This window comes from Methylophilus flavus, assembly GCF_042678905.1.
Classification (GTDB): Bacteria; Pseudomonadota; Gammaproteobacteria; order Burkholderiales; family Methylophilaceae; genus Methylophilus; species Methylophilus flavus.
In genome coordinates this window covers 511,570-528,441 of record NZ_JBHTLN010000001.1, presented here as the reverse complement: position 1 = coordinate 528,441, position 16,872 = coordinate 511,570, and the positions used below count along the sequence as shown (strand labels likewise).

The following is a 16,872-nucleotide window of genomic DNA, read 5'->3' as shown; positions in this document are numbered from 1 at the left end:
TCGTACAGCAGTAACACTTAAAAAAGCAGATGGGAGTCATCATGGAAATATCCAGAGAAGAAGAAGCACTAAAGGCCTACGTTAAACTGCTTACTGGTCAGGGCGTCAGTCAACGCATGTTAATCCAGCGTGAGTTCACCATTATCCGCTTGAGTGCGTTTTTAAAAGACATTCCATGTGCCGGCAGTGAATATCGCCAGGCTGTCGATCGCTTTATTGCCAGTATTGATACAGCTGAAATTCCGATGGTATTGCCAGTTGTACGTGAGTTTTTCTCATTCTGGGTGCGCGATATCAAAGCGATTGCCGCCATGAGCCAGGCCAAGGTATTTAACGGCAATGTGCCGATGGCGACCACCACGCAAGATGAACTGTTCAAACATTGGTATGACCTGGACAAAACCATGATGTCCACGACTGAGAAGAGCATTATGGAGGCTTTCCTTACGGCTTCAGAGGCTAAGGGTTTTGATGCTGCAGCCTTTAAAGAACGCATGCGCATGGCGAAGCATTTGCTGGTGTCGCTACGTCAGGTACCACATAAGCAATCCCATAGTTACCGCCAAACCGTGGACAGAAACCTGCCGTTGTTTAATGCGCTAGGTACACAGCATGCTTTTTTGAGTGTTGCGAGAGAGTTTTATTACTTTTGGCGTGGGGATATGTTGAAACCACAGCATGTGCAGCCTCACACTAAACCACAGGTTAAAACACTAGCGATGGCGATGGCAGCTTAAGAAGCTAGCATACGTCTCGGGTAGAATAGTAAGAAAGATAAAACCGCCAGCCTTAACGCTGGCGAATTTTTTGCAGGATCAAGGCAGACAGCTCTTCAATAGAGCGGCTGGTGGAATCGGCCCAGGTAATGCCATAACGCCTCATCATGGTTTCAGCTTTTTCGATTTCTTTACGGCAGTTATCCAGCGAAGCATAAAAACTGTCAGGACGACGCTCGCTACGTACTGAATGCAAACGTTCCGGCTTAATGGTCAGGCCAAAGATCTTGTCTATATTTTTTTCTACTGCTGCCGGAAATGAACCGCGCTCAAAATCTTCAGGAATCAATGGATAGTTGGCAGCTTTTATGCCGAACTGCATGGCCAGATAGATGCTGGTCGGTGTCTTGCCACAGCGGGAAACGCCGATCAATATCACTTCAGCTTCATCCAAGCCGGTATTAGTCATGCCGTCATCATGGTTCAGCGTGAAATTAATCGCTTCCATGCGCTCATGGTAACTGTTGCCCATAGAGCTGTAAGCAATGCTGGCACCTGTCAGTGGCTCCTGGTTGAGCTCTGAGCCCAGCGGGTAGATAAAACGGTGGAACAGGTCAATAAAATAGGCATTAGCCTGCTTCAGCCGGTTTCTGTGTTCACCGTTACCGACCGACATGATCACAATCGGGCGGATGCCGTCCTGGTCTGCGACTTTCTGGATATGCTCGAAACCAGCTTGTACCTTTTCATCATTATCAGTGAAGGGCAGGCGGGTGGTGGTGAATTTGGTATTTGGGAAATGCTCAAGCAGCTTGCTCAAGGCACCCGCCGTAATCCCCGTACCATCAGAAATAATAAACACAGAACGGTGATTCATGCGATTGCCTTGAGTTAAGAGCTTTAAAGCTTAAAATTACTTTTTAGTCAGACGCTGCCAGGTGGCAACCACAGTATCCGGGTTCAGCGAGACAGACTGGATACCTTCAGCAACCAGCCATTCAGCAAAGTCTTCATGGTCAGAAGGGCCCTGGCCACAAATGCCCACGTATTTACCTAAACGGTTACAGGTGCTGATTGCCATTTTGAGCAGTACTTTAACTGCATCATTACGCTCATCAAAGCCATCTGCCAGAATACCCGAATCGCGGTCCATACCCAATGTCAGTTGTGTCAGGTCATTGGAGCCAATGGAGAAACCATCGAAGTACTCCAGGAACTGCTCAGCCAGCAAGGCATTGGATGGGATCTCACACATCATGATCAGGCGCAGGCCATTTTCACCACGTTTGAGCCCGTTGGCCGCCATGATTTCCGTCACGGCCCTGGCTTCATCCAGGGTACGAACGAACGGGATCATTAACTCAACGTTCTCCAAACCCATTTCATCACGGACTTTTTTCATGGCCTGGCATTCCATGGCGAAGCATTCTTTAAAGTCTTCTGCCATATAGCGCGCAGCGCCACGGAAACCGATCATCGGGTTTTCTTCATCCGGCTCGTAAATGTCGCCACCGACCAGTTTTTTGTACTCGTTAGACTTGAAGTCTGAAGTACGCACAATCACTGGTTTTGGGTAGAACGCAGCTGCAATCGTCGCCACGCCTTCAGCGACTTTATCGATGTAGAACTGTTTAGGGCTGGCATAGCCACGTGCACGGTTATGAATAATCGTCTGCACGGATTTTGGCATGGCATCGACGTTCAAAATCGCTTTCGGGTGAATGCCGACCATGTTGTTAATGACAAATTCCAGACGCGCCAGGCCAACGCCATCGTTAGGCGTTTGCGCAAACGTGAACGCCATATCCGGGTTACCTACGTTCATCATGATTTTGCATGGCGGTTTAGACAATGCACTATTCGATTGTGTAGAGACTTCAAAGTCCAGGGCACCGTGATAAACAAAGCCTGTTTCACCTTCGGCACAGGAAACCGTCACGATTTCACCATCGCGCAGCAAATCTGTCGCATTGACTGAGCCAACAATCGCAGGGATGCCTAATTCACGCGCAATAATGGCTGCATGGCAGGTACGGCCACCACGGTTCGTCACCAGGGCACTGGCGCGTTTCATCACCGGCTCCCAGTTAGGGTCTGTCATATCGGCAACCAGCACGTCACCAGGTTGTACTTCATGCATATCGGCCGGATCCAGCACGATACGCACAGGGCCAACGCCCACTTTTTGCGTCACGGCACGACCGGCAACCACTGGCACTGAAGAGTGCTTCTGTAACTTGAATGTCTCGGTAACATTCTTGGCCGCTTCCTGGGATTTCACGGTTTCGGGGCGTGCTTGCAGAATATACAATTTATTATCGAGACCGTTTTTACCCCATTCGATATCCATTGGGCAACCATAATGCTGTTCAATGGTGATGGCGTAGCCCGCCAGTTCCAGGATGTCCGCATCACTCAAGGAATAGCGATTTGATTCAGCGGCATCCACAGGCACTGTATGGGTAGATTTACCCGCCTGAGTCGCATCAGAGAAAATCATTTTTATTAGCTTGGAACCCATGGTACGACGCACAATCGCCGGTTTGCCCTTGGAGAGCAAAGGCTTATGTACATAGAATTCATCTGGGTTAACCGCACCTTGTACCACAGTTTCACCCAGGCCATAGGAAGCCGTAATAAAAGCAACATCCTTATGACCGGACTCGGTATCGATAGTAAACATCACACCGGCACAGCCGATATCGGAACGCACCATCTGCTGTACGCCTGCTGACAGGGCCACATCGGCATGCACAAAGCCTTTATGCACACGGTATGAAATAGCGCGGTCGTTATATAAAGAAGCAAATACTTCTTTAATGGCATGGTTGATGTTATCCAGGCCGTGGATATTCAGGAAGCTTTCCTGCTGACCGGCAAATGAAGCATCCGGCAAGTCTTCTGCCGTAGCGGAAGAACGTACTGCGAAAGTAGTCCCTGCCGCTGATTTATCGATCAGTTTTGCATAGTTCTGGGCAATGGCGCTTTGCAAAGCAGGCGGGAACTCCGCCTCCATGATCCACTGGCGGATCTGGCTGCCACACTTAGCCAGCGCTTGTGTATCATCCGCATTCAGTTTGTCGAGTAAGTCATTGATTTTTTTATCTAAGCCGTCCTGAGATAAAAATTCACGGTATGCATCCGCTGTGGTTGCAAATCCGGTAGGTACGCGTACACCTTTGGCATTGAGTTGAGAAATCATCTCACCTAACGAAGCGTTTTTGCCACCAACTGACGGCACATCGCTATTTCTGAGATTCTCAAATGGAATAACATGACTTACCATATAAAACCCTTAATTGTTTTAAATCAGATGATAATCTATCGCGGGAAGCAATGGATTGAATTCGAAAGTGAGGCTTACTATTGAGCTTAACCTGTTTCTGGAATTACTTTTCTACCTGCATTATGCCAAAATCATGTTTTAATGTCACGTCAGCATCGCGCTGACATCCCATATTTTTCAGCATCAGTATAATTTACCTTCATGAACGCAGTGATCCCCTCGAAACGCTCGGTCAGCGTGAAGACCCATGGCCGGTTACATCTAGGTTTTTTTGATCTAAGTGGGCAAGCCGGGCGACGGTTTGGCAGTGTGGGTGTGGCGATTGATGCTTACCAGACTGCACTGACACTTTCAGCTCAACCTCAGCAAACGCCGGTAGATCCGTGGGCGTCCAGCATCCTGCAACAGCACTTGAAATTCCTGGAAAAAGATACACCACTTGATCTAAACATTCAGCAGGCGATCCCGCGGCACAGTGGCCTGGGTTCAGGCACCCAGATGGCATTAGCCGTAGGGGCAGGGGTGAACACTTTATTAAACCACGCTGTTGACAGCTCCCGGATCGCAGCAGCCCACCAACGTGGCGCGCGTTCAGGTATTGGCATCGCTACCTTTGATCATGGCGGACTGGTGGTGGACGGTGGACGAGGCCCGAATACCAGCGTGCCTCCTTTACTGGCTCGTCACGCTTTCCCGGAGGCATGGCATTTTTTACTGATTGCTGATCAAAGCCGTGATGGTTTGCATGGTAGTAGTGAAAAAAATGCGTTCAAACAATTACCACCTCTCAGTGTCGCGGCAACACATGCGATTCAGCACCGATTACTGATGCAAGGATTACCTGCCTTGATAGAGCAGGATTTCGATGCGTTTAGCGCATTTGTTGGCGCATTGCAGAGCTATAACGCTGAGTATTTCTCGCCTGCGCAGGGCGGTACCTATGCCAGCCAGTCTGTTGCGCGTATTTTGGATGGATTCCATCAGCAAGGCTATCGCGGTTTAGGCCAGACCTCGTGGGGGCCTACCGGCTTCGTATTGCTGCCTTCAAAAGCCGAGGCCATAAAGCAGCAGGCAAAGCTGGTGCAACAATATGCGGCTGACACGCATTTATCTTTTATTGTGACTGCCGCAATCAATGATCCGGCACATATTGAAATAAATAGTATTGAAAATTAGCCTGAGTTACAGTTAACATTAAATGACATGTTTTTGAAAAGTTACTGTTTTTAAGGTCTGCTTTTGATTTTGAACCTGCGCAGGATTGTGTATATTGCTACGTGATACTATTTAGTAAACGGATTCCACAGGGGGAATAATGAAAAAAACCAGTATTATGCATTTGTTCACGGCCGCTAAAAATGCCAGTCCATTCGATGTGAATATGGCGTTCGATGCAGGCTATGAAAAAATTATTTCCTATACAGATGTCACGCTAAATGAAGTAATCGCCTTGACTCAGGATGCGATTTTTTCGCGTAGCCCCAGCGGTCTTAAACAACAGGCTTTATTCTTTGGTGGCCGCGACATCCAGGTCGCACTGGAAATGCAGAAACAGGCACGCAGTGCCATGTTTAAACCATTTGAATGTCATACCTTTTCTGATCCTTCCGGCGCTTTTACTACCGCAGCGGCGATGCTGGCAAAAGTGGATTTTTACCTGCAAAAATCCGGTAGCGGCTTGGGCAAAGAGAAAGTCGCTATTTTCGGTGCCAGTGGCACCGTGGGTTCAACCGCTGCGTTGATAGCCGCCCGCCAGGGTTCTACAGTGCTGATGGTGGCACATGCAGATACCGCAAGCATGCAAGCTTATGTAGATAAATTATCCAGCAGTTACGATGTGAAACTGCAAGTAGTAGATGGCAGCTCCGAAGAAGCTAAAGTCGCTATCCTGAACGAAGCAACTGTAGCTTTATGTGCGACACCTGCTGGTATTCGAGTATTGGAAACCCGCCAGTTTGCCAATTCCAAATCATTAAAAGTGGTGGCGGATGTGAATGCGGTTCCACCTTCAGGCATCGAGGGCGTGGATACATTCTCCAATGGCGGCTTGATTGAAGGCACGCAAGTAGCCGGATTTGGTGCATTGGCGATTGGCCAACTGAAATATGTGACGCAGAACAAATTGCTGGAGCAAATGCTGCAAAGCGAGTCTCCCATGCATATTGATTACCATCAGGCGTATGAATATGCCTGTGCCCACGTGGAGTAATTGCATTCTTGCGGTTGGCGATTGTGTCTCAAAGTGCGCGTATCTATGCGGAAATGGCGAATCGCGAAGGGTTTGAAGTATTAGCGATTGATGCTTTTGCAGACGTTGATACGTTAGCAGCCTCAGAGGAAGTTTGGCGATTACCTGCATTGTGTGAGCAACTAAATGCTGCAGATGCAAAAGCTTTAATAACTAAACTGGATGCATGGCAGCCGGATTTTTTGCTGATAGGCTCTGGCTTTGAGGCAGATGCTGATTGTTATGCAAGCTTGTACAAGCGCTTTGCATTGCCAGGCAATGCGCCGGAAGTGATTGAACAGGTAAAAAATCCATTTTGGTTAAAGGCGCATTGCGTTAGTCGTCATGTCAGAACGCCAGAGGTGTTGTCACAAGCTCCCCAAAATGGACGCTGGTTATACAAGATTGCCGGGCAGAGCGGTGGGGCGCATGTAAGTGATTGGAACGAAACTTCGGTATTAAATGCTGCGAATGGTTATTGGCAAGCATTTCAGTCCGGCCAGCCGGTAGGGGCGTTGTTTGTGGTAAGCAAAAATTCAATCACGCTGATTGGTGTGCATGCCCTCAAGCAACGGCCTGAAAAGTATACATATGCCGGGGCTTCGCGTTTACATGATGAGAAATTAACGCAAGCCATGCAAGAATTGTTAGATGCGGTCGTACCAGATTCCGGCCTGCTTGGTATTAATAGCCTGGATGCAATCTGGCAAGATGGCCGTTTGCATGTGTTGGAAATCAACCCCAGGCTAAGCGCCAGTATGCGTTTGTATGCAGCGTTGCCTTTGATACAGTCGCAACTCGCCAGTTGCCAGGGGATGGAGATCCCTGAATTGAATGTATATAAAACACATGCCAGTCATTGCATCGCGTATGCAAAACAAACGTTAGAAATAAATCAGGCGGAGCTCCCAACCTGGTTGGAAGACCGGCCTGAAAATGGCACAATCAACAGGGGCGAACCTGTATGTAGCCTGTATGCAGAAGGGCCTTCAAAAGATGCGGTGCAACAGATTTTGCAAGATAAAAAAACACAATTAAAGAAACTATGGGGCACTTATGTCTGTGAACACATCGAATTCAACATCCATTAGCGTGCAGCAATACAGTGCACCACTGGTCGCACACCTGATCGCCAATGCACCTGCACTTGGCTGCCTGGTGACCACGCATGAAAGTGGCGCCACCATTATTGATGCCGGTATCCAAGCTCCTGGTGGTCTAGAAGCCGGGCGCATCATTTCTGAAATCTGCATGGGTGGATTAGGTGGCGTAACGTTGCAGCAAGTTCCGCAATTCGCTAACTGGCCGCTAAGCGTAGTGGTCACTGCCAAGCAGCCTGTTATTGCCTGCTTAGGCAGCCAGTACGCCGGTTGGGCATTGTCACACGAGAAGTTTTTCTCACTCGGCAGTGGTCCTGCACGCGCCATTGCGCAGCGCGAAGAAGTATTCAAAGATATTAATTACAGTGATAAAGGTGAGCAGTCGGTGTTGGTGCTGGAAACAGATAAAGTGCCACCAGTGGAAGTGATTGAGAAAGTCGCCAGGGATACTGGATTGCCGGCCAATAAACTGACTTTTATCCTGACCCCTACACGCAGTATTGCCGGTTCGCTACAAGTGACTGCACGCGTACTAGAAGTCGCTCTGCACAAGTGCCATACCCTGCACTTTGATTTGGATGCCATTGTTGATGGCTACGGCGTGGCGCCAGTGCCAGCACCTTCACCGGATTTTATAACCGGCATGGGCCGCACCAATGACGCTATTTTATTTGGCGGCTTTGTCCAGTTATTCGTTAACGCTGAAGATGCTGCCGCAGAGCAACTGGCGCAGCAATTACCTTCTTCCGCTTCTAAAGATTATGGGCGTCCATTTGCTGAAGTTTTTAAAGCAGTTAATATGGATTTCTACCAGATTGACCCTATGCTGTTTTCACCGGCCAAAGTCAGTGTCACTAACCTGAAGTCTGGCAAAACTTTCTTTGCCGGACAATTCAATGAGGCATTGCTAAACCAGTCCTTTGGTGGATAAATATTCATCTAAACTTGGGTAAGCTTCCAAGACATATTGCATAAAAGCTTAGGTATATTTGGTACGTAAGCTTTCAATAATGTCTTATCTCAGCATTCAGCGCCTGCCATCTTTCAGATTGTATGAAAATCGTTACTATCTTCACCGATGAAGTCGCCCAGGCGGGGGGCTGGCATGGGCAAGCCCTGGCACAGGCATTTGCCCGTCAGGGCTGGCAAGCGCACATGGTGTGCCTTGATAGCTGTCATGTCAGTATCGTCGACCAACGTGTGCAGGTGCATATTCCAGGCTTGTCGCAACCTTCACCCATCGCCTTTGTGCGCGGCGTTGCTGCCGGATCTACCCAACAAATCATCACCCGCATGAATATCCTGCATACCCTGCAACGTCAGGGGATGACCATCTATAATCATGCCCGCGCCATTGAAACCACCGTCGATAAAAGCCTGACTACGCAGTTATTAGCCGAGCATGGCATCGCGACACCCAATACCTGGGTGTGTGAATACCGGCAGGTTGCACATCCCCTGATGCAACAGGCACTGGATAACGGCAAAACGCTAGTGATCAAGCCATTGTTTGGCTCTCAAGGCAAGGGTGTGCGTTTGATCGAACACACGCGACAATTTGCATTGCCGCAGGATATGTTTGTCGATGGCGTTTACTACCTGCAGGAGAAAATAGATTGCGGTATAAATCAGCATGATTACCGTGTGTTTGTCGTCAATGGCGAGCCGGTAGCCGTGATGCGGCGGCAAGGAGATGACTGGCTACATAATGTGGCGCGTGGCGCCCGATGCACGGCGAGTGACGAAGCTGATGTGGCTGAAATAGGCGTAAAGGCAGCCAATGCCATTGGCATCAATTATGCCGGGGTGGATATCATGCGCGACAAGCACGGAAAACTGTGGGTAATCGAAGTGAACAGCATCCCCGCCTGGCGTGGCCTGCAAACCATTACGGATTTGAATATAGCGGATATCCTGGTGGCGGATCTGTTACGTTTTGCCCAGGGACAATAATGCCATGAACGTACAAGATGCATATTTAAAAGCGTGCCTGGCTGAGCTGGAAGCCCTTAAACCGGGTAACGTACACATCTTTGCCGATGGTCATGGCATGCAGGTGCAACACTTTATCGATAGCGCTGAAGTCTCGGCACCGGTGCTCTGCGATGACGCGGAGTACGGTGATCGCACCCTGGGTCAACGAATCTTTGCAGCGTTAGAGGTCACCTATGCCAAAGTCGCCTGCAATACCAACTTAGGTATCATTCTATTGGCTGCGCCTATCGTGCATGCTGTCTTGCAATATCCGCATTTGCCTCTGTTAGCCGGGCTAAAGCAAGTATTGAGGGAAACGACACTGGAAGACGCAGAGCTGGCCTATGCAGGTATTCGCCTGGTGAACCCGGCTGGTATGGGCGAACGCCATGAGCATGATGTAGCAGAGCAGCCCCGGATCACCTTGCTTGAAGCAATGCGACTTGCGAGTGCGCACGATACGGTGGCGCGCCAGTATAGCGAATGCTATGGACAACTATTTTCTCAAGCGCTACCACTTTATAAAAACTATATCGACCGTTGGCAGCGTCCGGCCTGGGCATTGACTGCAGTATACCTTTACTGGCTATCCTCTGTGCCAGACAGCCATATCGCCCGCAAGTATGGCGAGGCCGAAGCATTACAAGTACAGCAAACTGCGCAGGAACATGCCACAGCGTTCATGGCACTCGAAAATCCTAAAGATTACATGAGCACATTGCTCAAATGGGACCAATCGCTCAAGCAAGCGCGACTTAATCCTGGCACCAGTGCCGACCTCACTGTAATCACCGCCATGCTGGCAATGTTGAGTTAACTCAGGAAGCTCCCCGGATCAATCAAGGTGCGCTAGATGCATGTAAATCGCCTGTATGGCTAAGGTATACTGTCTGTAAAATTAAAAAATCATTCACGAGGAGAACGCCATGACTGAACAGGTTCTAACCGAGCAGGAAATCCAACAACACTTTGCTGAATCTTTACCTCACTGGTTTTACGAAGAAGGCTGGATCCGTCGTAAATACAAAACCAATAGCTGGAAAGGCACACTGATGGTAGTGAACACCGTCGGGCATCTGGCAGAAGCCGCCTGGCACCATCCTGATTTAACCGTTTCCTACGCGTTTGTGATTGTGAAGCTCTGCACCCATAGTGCAAAAGGCATCACCATGAAAGACATTGAATTGGCACGCAAAATAGAAGAGGTCATTCAATGGCAACCGAATGCCAAAGGTGATTCTGCTCTGGAAGGTACCCCACAAGATGACCTGCGTTTCAGCTATGTAAAGTATGATAAATAAACAGCTCAACTAAGTAATTGCTACACGTTATTGATTAACGCTTGATACTGTATGTCCTTACCAGTTAATACCAGTCTGCCCCCCGCGATTTTTCTGATGGGGCCGACTGCCAGCGGCAAGACTGCCGCCACGATAGCCTTATACCAACAATTGCCGGTAGAAATTATCAGTGTAGATTCGGCTCTGGTATATCGCGGTATGGATATCGGCACCGCCAAACCTGATGCCGAAACGCTACGTCAGGCCCCGCATCATCTGATTGATTTAATCACACCGCTGGAACAGTACTCAGCGGCGCAGTTTGCCAAAGATGCACTCTCACTGATGAATGCAGCCACAGAAAAGGGGCGCGTGCCTTTGTTGGTAGGTGGCACTATGCTTTATTTTAATGCTTTGCAGCACGGCCTGAGCCAGCTTCCCGAGGCTGACCAAAATGTGCGTGACGAAATCGAAGCCGAGGCAGCTAAAGCGGGTTGGCCAGCCATGCATGCGCAGCTGGCAGTCATTGATCCAAAAGTAGCCGCCAAAATACAGCCCACAGACTCGCAGCGTATTGAGCGAGCGTTAGAAGTTTATCGTATTAGCGGTCAGTCGATGAGCACCTTGCGCGCACAATCCAGCAAACATGAACTTCCCTTCAATATCCTGAAAATTGCCCTGATGCCGAGTGAGCGCGCCGTATTGCATCAGCGCATCGCGGATCGTTTTAAATTGATGCTTGAACAAGGTTTTATTGAGGAAGTGCAAAACCTGCTTTCCGAATATCCGCAACTTACCGCTGAAAGCCCAAGCATGCGCTGCGTAGGGTATAGGCAAGCACTGGAATATCTAAATGATCAGATTGATTTAGCTACCCTAGGTGACCATGGAGTATTTGCGACTCGGCAGCTTGCAAAAAGACAGTTAACTTGGCTAAGAGGAATGACTGATGTGCAAATTATTGATTGCTTAAAACAAGATTGGGTTAATGAGATATTAATGATGACTCAAAAAAAATATCAATACACATGATGTTTTGCTTGCAGTCTATTTCACATCTTAATAAAAAATTGAAAGGTACTTGATGGCTGAAAGAATCGACTATTTTGATGTGCTTCGTGGATTGGCAATTATTGCAGTTATTGCAATTCATGTATCCCGGACTGGAATTCAAGCTGGCGAAGATAGCATCAACTTCTACGTGGCAATTTTATGGAAAAATATTTGGAGTTACGCTGTTCCTTTGTTCATTTCTATTTCCGGATACTTTTTAGCGAAAAAGTCTTTCTATCTATGGCACGATTATTTTACCTTTCTCGGCAAGCAGATACCGAGAGTATATTTGCCAATGTTTTTTTGGTCGCTTGCATTTTTATCTCTAGCAATGATGAATAGCAACACAACTTTTACTTATGAGTTAATTAAGTTAATTACCTTTCAATCTGCAGGCCCATATTATTTTATTGCACTTATTATTCAGTACTATTTATTGCTGCCACTGCTTAAAAAGTTTGCAAATATCGAAGGTTTAATAATTAGTATAGTGATTAGCTGCTTAACAGTTGGGGTGATTTTTATTACTCGATATTTTATCGGAATTGAGTTGCCATTGATTATTTTTGCCGGCAACTTCTTAACGTGGGGAATGTTTTTTGTACTAGGGCTTTATTTGGGGCTGGGTAAGCAGATCAACATATCCAACATTGTGCTTATCAGTTTTATTGTAGTGTTTTATTTATTATCATGCGTGGAAACTTATTTGCTTGTTAATTGGTTTCATAAGCCAACAGCAATTAAATTTTCTTCGTTGTTTTATGCTCTAAGCATGATTCTCTATTTATTTAAAAATAAAGATTTAATCAGAACGAATGTGTTAAAAGAGTTAGGTAGATTATCCTTCGGAATTTACTTGGTCCACATGCTTGTGCTCGATCTTGAATCTCGTGCTCTACATAAACTAATTCCAATGTTTGACCAAGACTCATTGATTCATCTAGTGCTTTTGTCTGCGCTTGTAGTTGCAACATGTGCAATAGCCATTAGAGTTACAAATAAAATGTTATCTAGCAAAGTGAGCATATTAATTGGGTTTAAATAGTTGGTATTTATCGGTCTAATATGCGCTATCTTGGCCGACAACAGTTAGCCATACTGTTTTAGCAACAATCAGCATATCCAGGCGAGGACTCCAGTTACGCAAATACTCAAGGTCATAGTGCACACGCTGCTCCATCTTTTCCAGCGTATCTGTTTCACCCCTGAATCCGTTCACCTGTGCCCATCCGGTAATGCCTGGCTTCACTTTATGGCGCACCATGTAACCCTTGATCAGCTTGCGATACTCTTCATTGTGCGCTACCGCATGCGGGCGAGGGCCAACTACGCTCATGCGTCCTTGCAATACATTAATAAATTGCGGTAATTCATCTAATGAAGTTTTACGCAGAAATGCGCCCAACGGCGTAATCCGCTGATCATTCTTTGTCGCCTGGGTCACCTTGCCGCCATCTTCAGTCACCGTCATAGAACGGAATTTGTAGACCAGTATCTCTTGCCCATCTAAACCATAACGACGCTGTTTGAAAATGATCGCGCCAGGAGAGGTAAGTTTTATTCCAATGGCAATAATCAATAAAATAGGTGAAATCAGAATTAAAACAAACAGTGAAAACAACACGTCAGCGGTGCGTTTAGTGAAGCCATCCATACCTGTGAATGGAGTATCGCATACAGAAACAACTGGAATACCATTTACCTCAGATACACGCCCCTGGATCAAATCCGTGACAAAAATATCCGGCACAAAATAGATCGAAGTCGTGGTGTCTTTCAAATCATCCAGCATTTTTAAAATACGTGGGTGACTGGACATTGGCAAAGCGATATACAACTTGTGTACTGTGTGTAAGCGTAGATAAGTACTCAGCTCATTCAAGCTCCCAAGTACGGGATAATCTGCCTGTTCTTCAAGACGGGCTGGAGAGCGATCCTCAAAAAACCCAAGCACATTAATTCGCTGGTAATAATCTTCTTTAAGATTATCAGCCAACAAAATACCTTGCTCATTCAAACCAACAATCAGTGTATTTTGCGGCGGACCTTGCCATTCAATCAACTTGGGGCTAGCCCATTTTAATAGTTGTAATGCGGCAATTTGAGCAAGCGGCGTGATGATCAACCACGCTAGAATCATTTGCTCACTATAGAGTGTGATGTATCGGGTGACGTATGCAAAAATTAAAACGAAAAAAGCAATTAATAACCATTGTGCAATGACATCCCTGCACATAGAAAAAAAGGACTTACGAATTTTTGCGCCACTAGGGAAGGTGATCGAAAACAGAACAATCGATACGATAAATATCGACATGGGAATCTGGTTTTCAGTGTAAATGAACAGTCCCCACAATACAAAAACCATTACCAGAGGTTCAACAATCGACTCTAGCAAGTATAGCGGGCTGTTGGCACTAGCGGAGAGGCCTGAGAGAGTTCGGATGGGAGGTTTTTTAGTAGCCATAAATTTCTTGTATATTACTTTAGGTAGAGTTTAACGCATCCTAATAGGGTTGCAGAAATTTTTTGTTCAAGCGCTGCCCTTTCGGGTAGGTGCAAGACAGGCGCTAACATGATAATCTGTCACATAAATATCATCATACTCTTGCATCATTAGAGGCCTTTTTCATAATTGTTCGCGAATATTTTTTTATTCGGTCGACTATTGTTTTTTTAATAGTAGAATAAGGTAAAAGATTTATAAATCAGGGTGGCTTCATGCCTTTTAAGTATAATCGTAAAAAAAATATCTCTCTCATTCATGAGCTTCTACTAAGCTATTGCTTCTTGAATTTGTCATCCACTCCAGTTTGGGCAGATGAACTTGACACTTTGCAATTCCGCGCTTCTATTAATAAAGCATATGACGATAACTTGTTTAGACGGTCCACCGATGAAACAACTGAGCAAATTACAAGGTCAACTTTGGGAATTAAAATTGATAAGTCTTACTCCTTACAGCATGTCATTTTAGATGTATGGGTTGTAGATAACAAATATCATAAAAACGATTATTTAGATTTCGTTGGTAAAAATTACAATGCAACTTATTTATGGACATTGACACCCAGCCTGACAGGTACTTTGAGTTCTCGACAAACTGAATCAATGAATAACTTTGGGGACTTTTTAAGAACCGAACAGAATGTCCGTACATTCACTAGTAATGAATTTACAGCAAAGTATTCGCCACATCAGGTTTGGGGAGCAATTTTAGGGGTTAGCCAGAACAAGCTGGAGAACAGTCAGGTTTTTACCGCGATTACGGATTTTGATGCTAAAGGTCTAGATTATGGGGTGAGTTATGACTTTTCTTCGAAGTCCAATATAAAATTTTTAGCTCATAATAGAACAGGAAATTTTAATCAGAGGCCACTCGATCCTGTAAATCTTTTTGACAACGGCTATAAAGAAAATGAATATGAACTAGATTTATATCTCCAAGAACCTGGTCTCAGTACTTTGAGCGCGAAGTTAGGGTATGTTGACAGAGAGTACGACAACTATACTGTGCGCAACTATAAAGAGTTTATCGGTAACGTAAATTACAATTTGATTCTAACAGGTAAAATCAAAGGTAATTTTTCTTTAATGCGTACCGCTTCTCCTTTCGAAACTGTTAATTCAACTTATTCAGTCACTGATACTTTCACAACAAGATTAACTTATGATGTGTCATCAAAAATCCAAGCAGGTGTGAATTTACGCTATACAGAACGTGATTTTGAAGGGCGTGCACAATTTGACACTAGTGGAAGGAACGATATAGAACATGCATATGGTGGTTTTCTAAGTTGGAATCCTACAAAAAATATCGGACTGACTTTAAACAGTACCAAATCAACTCGTGATTCCACTGTGGCACGCTTCGATTATGAAGATACATTGACATCTGTTAATTTTGAATTAAAAATTTAGAATAGATAATGCTAGCTTTTAAAGAACAAATTTTATATCGATTTACCATGTCAGTTCTCTGACGTTATCCGAAGCTCGTTTTGTTGCTGATAATATAACTGTATATCCAACTCAACGTGAGTCGTTAATTTAAAAATGATGCATTACTTAGTAATTAAAGTGACTATAGTATTGTCCCCGATGCTTCCGAATAGACTATTGTCAATATTTTGAACCATGCTACTGTTGCAAAGGTCTGTCTGACACAAAATTAATTTGAATTTGAAGAAGAGAAAGAGTATGACCAATTATATTAAATCCCTGTTTATTTGTTTAATCGTTCTATTTAGTGTTCAAGCATATGCGGATTACACTTTAGGCGCAGGCGATGCCGTTAAGGTCATTGTGTATGGAGACGCCGACTTAACTCGTGAAACACGGGTTGCAGAAGATGGTGTCATAACTTTACCTCTAATTGGGGAGGTGGCCGTTGGCGGGTTGACAACAATTCAAGTTGAAAAGCGTGTTGCAGAACAACTAAAACGTGGTGGTTTTATTGCTAACCCACAAGTTTCTGTATTTATACTTGAGTTTAAGAGCAAAACAGTTTCTGTACTCGGTGGGGTCTTAAAACCCGGAAGATATCCAATTACGCACCCCACAGATATCAAAGATTTACTTGCTGAAGCTGGTGGGTTAACCCAAGATGCATCTGAAATCATTACTGTTGTGCGTAATGATAAACGTAGTGAATATGATTTGAATGAAGTGATTGAGCGACGTAATTTAAGTGCTCAAGATGTGCGACTTGTAGGAGATGAAACTATCTATGTTAGTGTGCGGGATGTAGCGGTGACTGGTCAGATTCTTCGCCCAGGTAAATATGGAATTCAAGGAGGCAGTCGCAAGATTAGCGATTTTGTTGCACTTGCTGGCGGCGCGAGTGAAGCGGCTGGCGAAACTTTATTTTTCACTACATCGCGGTCTGGTACGCCTGATACAAAAGAGATCAATATGGATGAGCTTTTCCGTACACCCTCTGCAGAATTCAACAAAGACCTGGTTCCAGGCGATGTGATTTATATTCCGAAAGCACCACAAGTCTATATTTATGGTGAAGTGCAACGTCCAGGCATGTATAAAATTGATAAAAACATGACAGTAATGCAGGCTATCGCAAAAGCTGGCGGCATTACAATCCGTGGCACTCAGAGATCTGTAAAGTTGCATCGAAAAAATGCAGATGGAAAATTAGTTAAGCAAACCCCGGAGCTTACAAATACCTTAGCCGATGAAGATGTTTTATTCATTGAAGAAAGTCTGCTTTAATTTTTTA

Annotated in this window: 15 protein-coding genes; 12 read left to right on the top strand and 3 right to left on the bottom strand. The window is 45.6% G+C overall.

Annotation, left to right across the window (positions count from 1 at the left end):
* Positions 1-41 precede the first annotated feature (41 nt).
* The gene (locus tag ACFQ2T_RS02465) at positions 42-737 is read left to right on the top strand and encodes a hypothetical protein (protein ID WP_379030007.1); all 696 of its coding nucleotides are present in this window, start codon (positions 42-44) and stop codon (positions 735-737) included.
* Positions 738-789: 52 nt separating this feature from the next.
* Here the strand turns inward: ACFQ2T_RS02465 and ACFQ2T_RS02460 are convergent, their stop codons facing one another.
* Together ACFQ2T_RS02460 and ppsA are read right to left on the bottom strand one after the other, a co-directional pair.
* On the bottom strand, positions 790-1,593 hold the full coding sequence (locus ACFQ2T_RS02460; protein ID WP_379030005.1) for a pyruvate, water dikinase regulatory protein: 804 nt from the start codon (positions 1,591-1,593) through the stop codon (positions 790-792).
* A gap of 36 nt (positions 1,594-1,629) precedes the next feature.
* Complete coding sequence (gene ppsA, locus ACFQ2T_RS02455; RefSeq protein ID WP_379030003.1) at positions 1,630-4,002, bottom strand: phosphoenolpyruvate synthase; 2,373 nt, start codon at positions 4,000-4,002, stop codon at positions 1,630-1,632.
* Between the two features lie 201 nt (positions 4,003-4,203).
* Here ppsA and ACFQ2T_RS02450 point away from each other — a divergent pair, with 201 nt between their 5' ends.
* The 9 genes from ACFQ2T_RS02450 (at position 4,204) to ACFQ2T_RS02410 (ending at position 12,681) form a co-directional block, all read left to right on the top strand.
* Positions 4,204-5,178, top strand: a complete 975-nt coding sequence (locus ACFQ2T_RS02450) for a beta-ribofuranosylaminobenzene 5'-phosphate synthase family protein (RefSeq protein WP_379030001.1) — start codon at positions 4,204-4,206, stop codon at positions 5,176-5,178.
* 139 nt (positions 5,179-5,317) lie between these two features.
* Entirely contained in the window at positions 5,318-6,211 is an 894-nt protein-coding gene (locus tag ACFQ2T_RS02445; protein ID WP_379029999.1) for an NAD(P)-dependent methylenetetrahydromethanopterin dehydrogenase, read from the top strand.
* Positions 6,212-6,219: 8 nt separating this feature from the next.
* Positions 6,220-7,320 carry an ATP-grasp domain-containing protein gene (locus tag ACFQ2T_RS02440; RefSeq protein ID WP_379029997.1) on the top strand — a complete coding sequence of 367 codons (1,101 nt, stop codon included), beginning with the start codon at positions 6,220-6,222 and terminating at the stop codon, positions 7,318-7,320.
* Positions 7,286-8,260 (top strand): methenyltetrahydromethanopterin cyclohydrolase, encoded by a 975-nt coding sequence (gene mch / locus ACFQ2T_RS02435; protein WP_379029995.1) that lies wholly within the window; start codon positions 7,286-7,288, stop codon positions 8,258-8,260. Before ACFQ2T_RS02440 ends, mch begins: the two co-directional genes overlap by 35 nt.
* A 122-nt stretch (positions 8,261-8,382) precedes the next feature.
* Complete coding sequence (locus ACFQ2T_RS02430) at positions 8,383-9,282, top strand: ATP-grasp domain-containing protein (RefSeq protein WP_379029994.1); 900 nt, start codon at positions 8,383-8,385, stop codon at positions 9,280-9,282.
* Positions 9,283-9,286: 4 nt separating this feature from the next.
* Positions 9,287-10,120, top strand: coding sequence for a triphosphoribosyl-dephospho-CoA synthase (locus ACFQ2T_RS02425; protein WP_379029992.1), 834 nt, complete (start codon positions 9,287-9,289; stop codon positions 10,118-10,120).
* A gap of 109 nt (positions 10,121-10,229) precedes the next feature.
* Positions 10,230-10,604, top strand: a complete 375-nt coding sequence (locus ACFQ2T_RS02420) for a 4a-hydroxytetrahydrobiopterin dehydratase (protein ID WP_379029990.1) — start codon at positions 10,230-10,232, stop codon at positions 10,602-10,604.
* 51 nt (positions 10,605-10,655) lie between these two features.
* A complete protein-coding gene (gene miaA, locus ACFQ2T_RS02415) occupies positions 10,656-11,615 on the top strand; it encodes a tRNA (adenosine(37)-N6)-dimethylallyltransferase MiaA (protein WP_379029988.1) in 960 nt (319 codons plus the stop codon).
* A gap of 52 nt (positions 11,616-11,667) precedes the next feature.
* A complete protein-coding gene (locus ACFQ2T_RS02410) occupies positions 11,668-12,681 on the top strand; it encodes an acyltransferase (RefSeq protein ID WP_379029986.1) in 1,014 nt (337 codons plus the stop codon).
* 15 nt (positions 12,682-12,696) lie between these two features.
* Here the strand turns inward: ACFQ2T_RS02410 and ACFQ2T_RS02405 are convergent, their stop codons facing one another.
* Positions 12,697-14,034: an undecaprenyl-phosphate glucose phosphotransferase gene (locus ACFQ2T_RS02405; protein WP_449288953.1), complete on the bottom strand. Its 1,338-nt coding sequence runs from the start codon at positions 14,032-14,034 to the stop codon at positions 12,697-12,699.
* A gap of 323 nt (positions 14,035-14,357) precedes the next feature.
* Between ACFQ2T_RS02405 and epsL the strand changes: the two genes are divergently transcribed.
* Together epsL and ACFQ2T_RS02395 are read left to right on the top strand one after the other, a co-directional pair.
* Positions 14,358-15,557 carry an XrtB/PEP-CTERM-associated polysaccharide biosynthesis outer membrane protein EpsL gene (gene epsL, locus ACFQ2T_RS02400; protein WP_379029984.1) on the top strand — a complete coding sequence of 400 codons (1,200 nt, stop codon included), beginning with the start codon at positions 14,358-14,360 and terminating at the stop codon, positions 15,555-15,557.
* Between the two features lie 279 nt (positions 15,558-15,836).
* Positions 15,837-16,865, top strand: a complete 1,029-nt coding sequence (locus tag ACFQ2T_RS02395; RefSeq protein WP_379029981.1) for an SLBB domain-containing protein — start codon at positions 15,837-15,839, stop codon at positions 16,863-16,865.
* Positions 16,866-16,872 lie beyond the last annotated feature (7 nt).

Excerpts from the sequence above, each read along its gene's own strand:
- ACFQ2T_RS02465 (WP_379030007.1), top strand. The coding sequence starts at position 42 with ATGGAAATATCCAGAGAAGAAGAAGCACTAAAGGCCTACGTTAAACTG.
- epsL (WP_379029984.1), top strand. The coding sequence starts at position 14,358 with ATGCCTTTTAAGTATAATCGTAAAAAAAATATCTCTCTCATTCATGAG.
- ACFQ2T_RS02395 (WP_379029981.1), top strand. The coding sequence starts at position 15,837 with ATGACCAATTATATTAAATCCCTGTTTATTTGTTTAATCGTTCTATTT.
- ACFQ2T_RS02430 (WP_379029994.1), top strand. The coding sequence starts at position 8,383 with ATGAAAATCGTTACTATCTTCACCGATGAAGTCGCCCAGGCGGGGGGC.
- miaA (WP_379029988.1), top strand. The coding sequence starts at position 10,656 with ATGTCCTTACCAGTTAATACCAGTCTGCCCCCCGCGATTTTTCTGATG.
- mch (WP_379029995.1), top strand. The coding sequence starts at position 7,286 with ATGTCTGTGAACACATCGAATTCAACATCCATTAGCGTGCAGCAATAC.
- ACFQ2T_RS02460 (WP_379030005.1), bottom strand. The coding sequence starts at position 1,593 with ATGAATCACCGTTCTGTGTTTATTATTTCTGATGGTACGGGGATTACG.
- ACFQ2T_RS02425 (WP_379029992.1), top strand. The coding sequence starts at position 9,287 with ATGAACGTACAAGATGCATATTTAAAAGCGTGCCTGGCTGAGCTGGAA.
- ACFQ2T_RS02420 (WP_379029990.1), top strand. The coding sequence starts at position 10,230 with ATGACTGAACAGGTTCTAACCGAGCAGGAAATCCAACAACACTTTGCT.
- ACFQ2T_RS02445 (WP_379029999.1), top strand. The coding sequence starts at position 5,318 with ATGAAAAAAACCAGTATTATGCATTTGTTCACGGCCGCTAAAAATGCC.
- ACFQ2T_RS02450 (WP_379030001.1), top strand. The coding sequence starts at position 4,204 with ATGAACGCAGTGATCCCCTCGAAACGCTCGGTCAGCGTGAAGACCCAT.
- ACFQ2T_RS02410 (WP_379029986.1), top strand. The coding sequence starts at position 11,668 with ATGGCTGAAAGAATCGACTATTTTGATGTGCTTCGTGGATTGGCAATT.
- ppsA (WP_379030003.1), bottom strand. The coding sequence starts at position 4,002 with ATGGTAAGTCATGTTATTCCATTTGAGAATCTCAGAAATAGCGATGTG.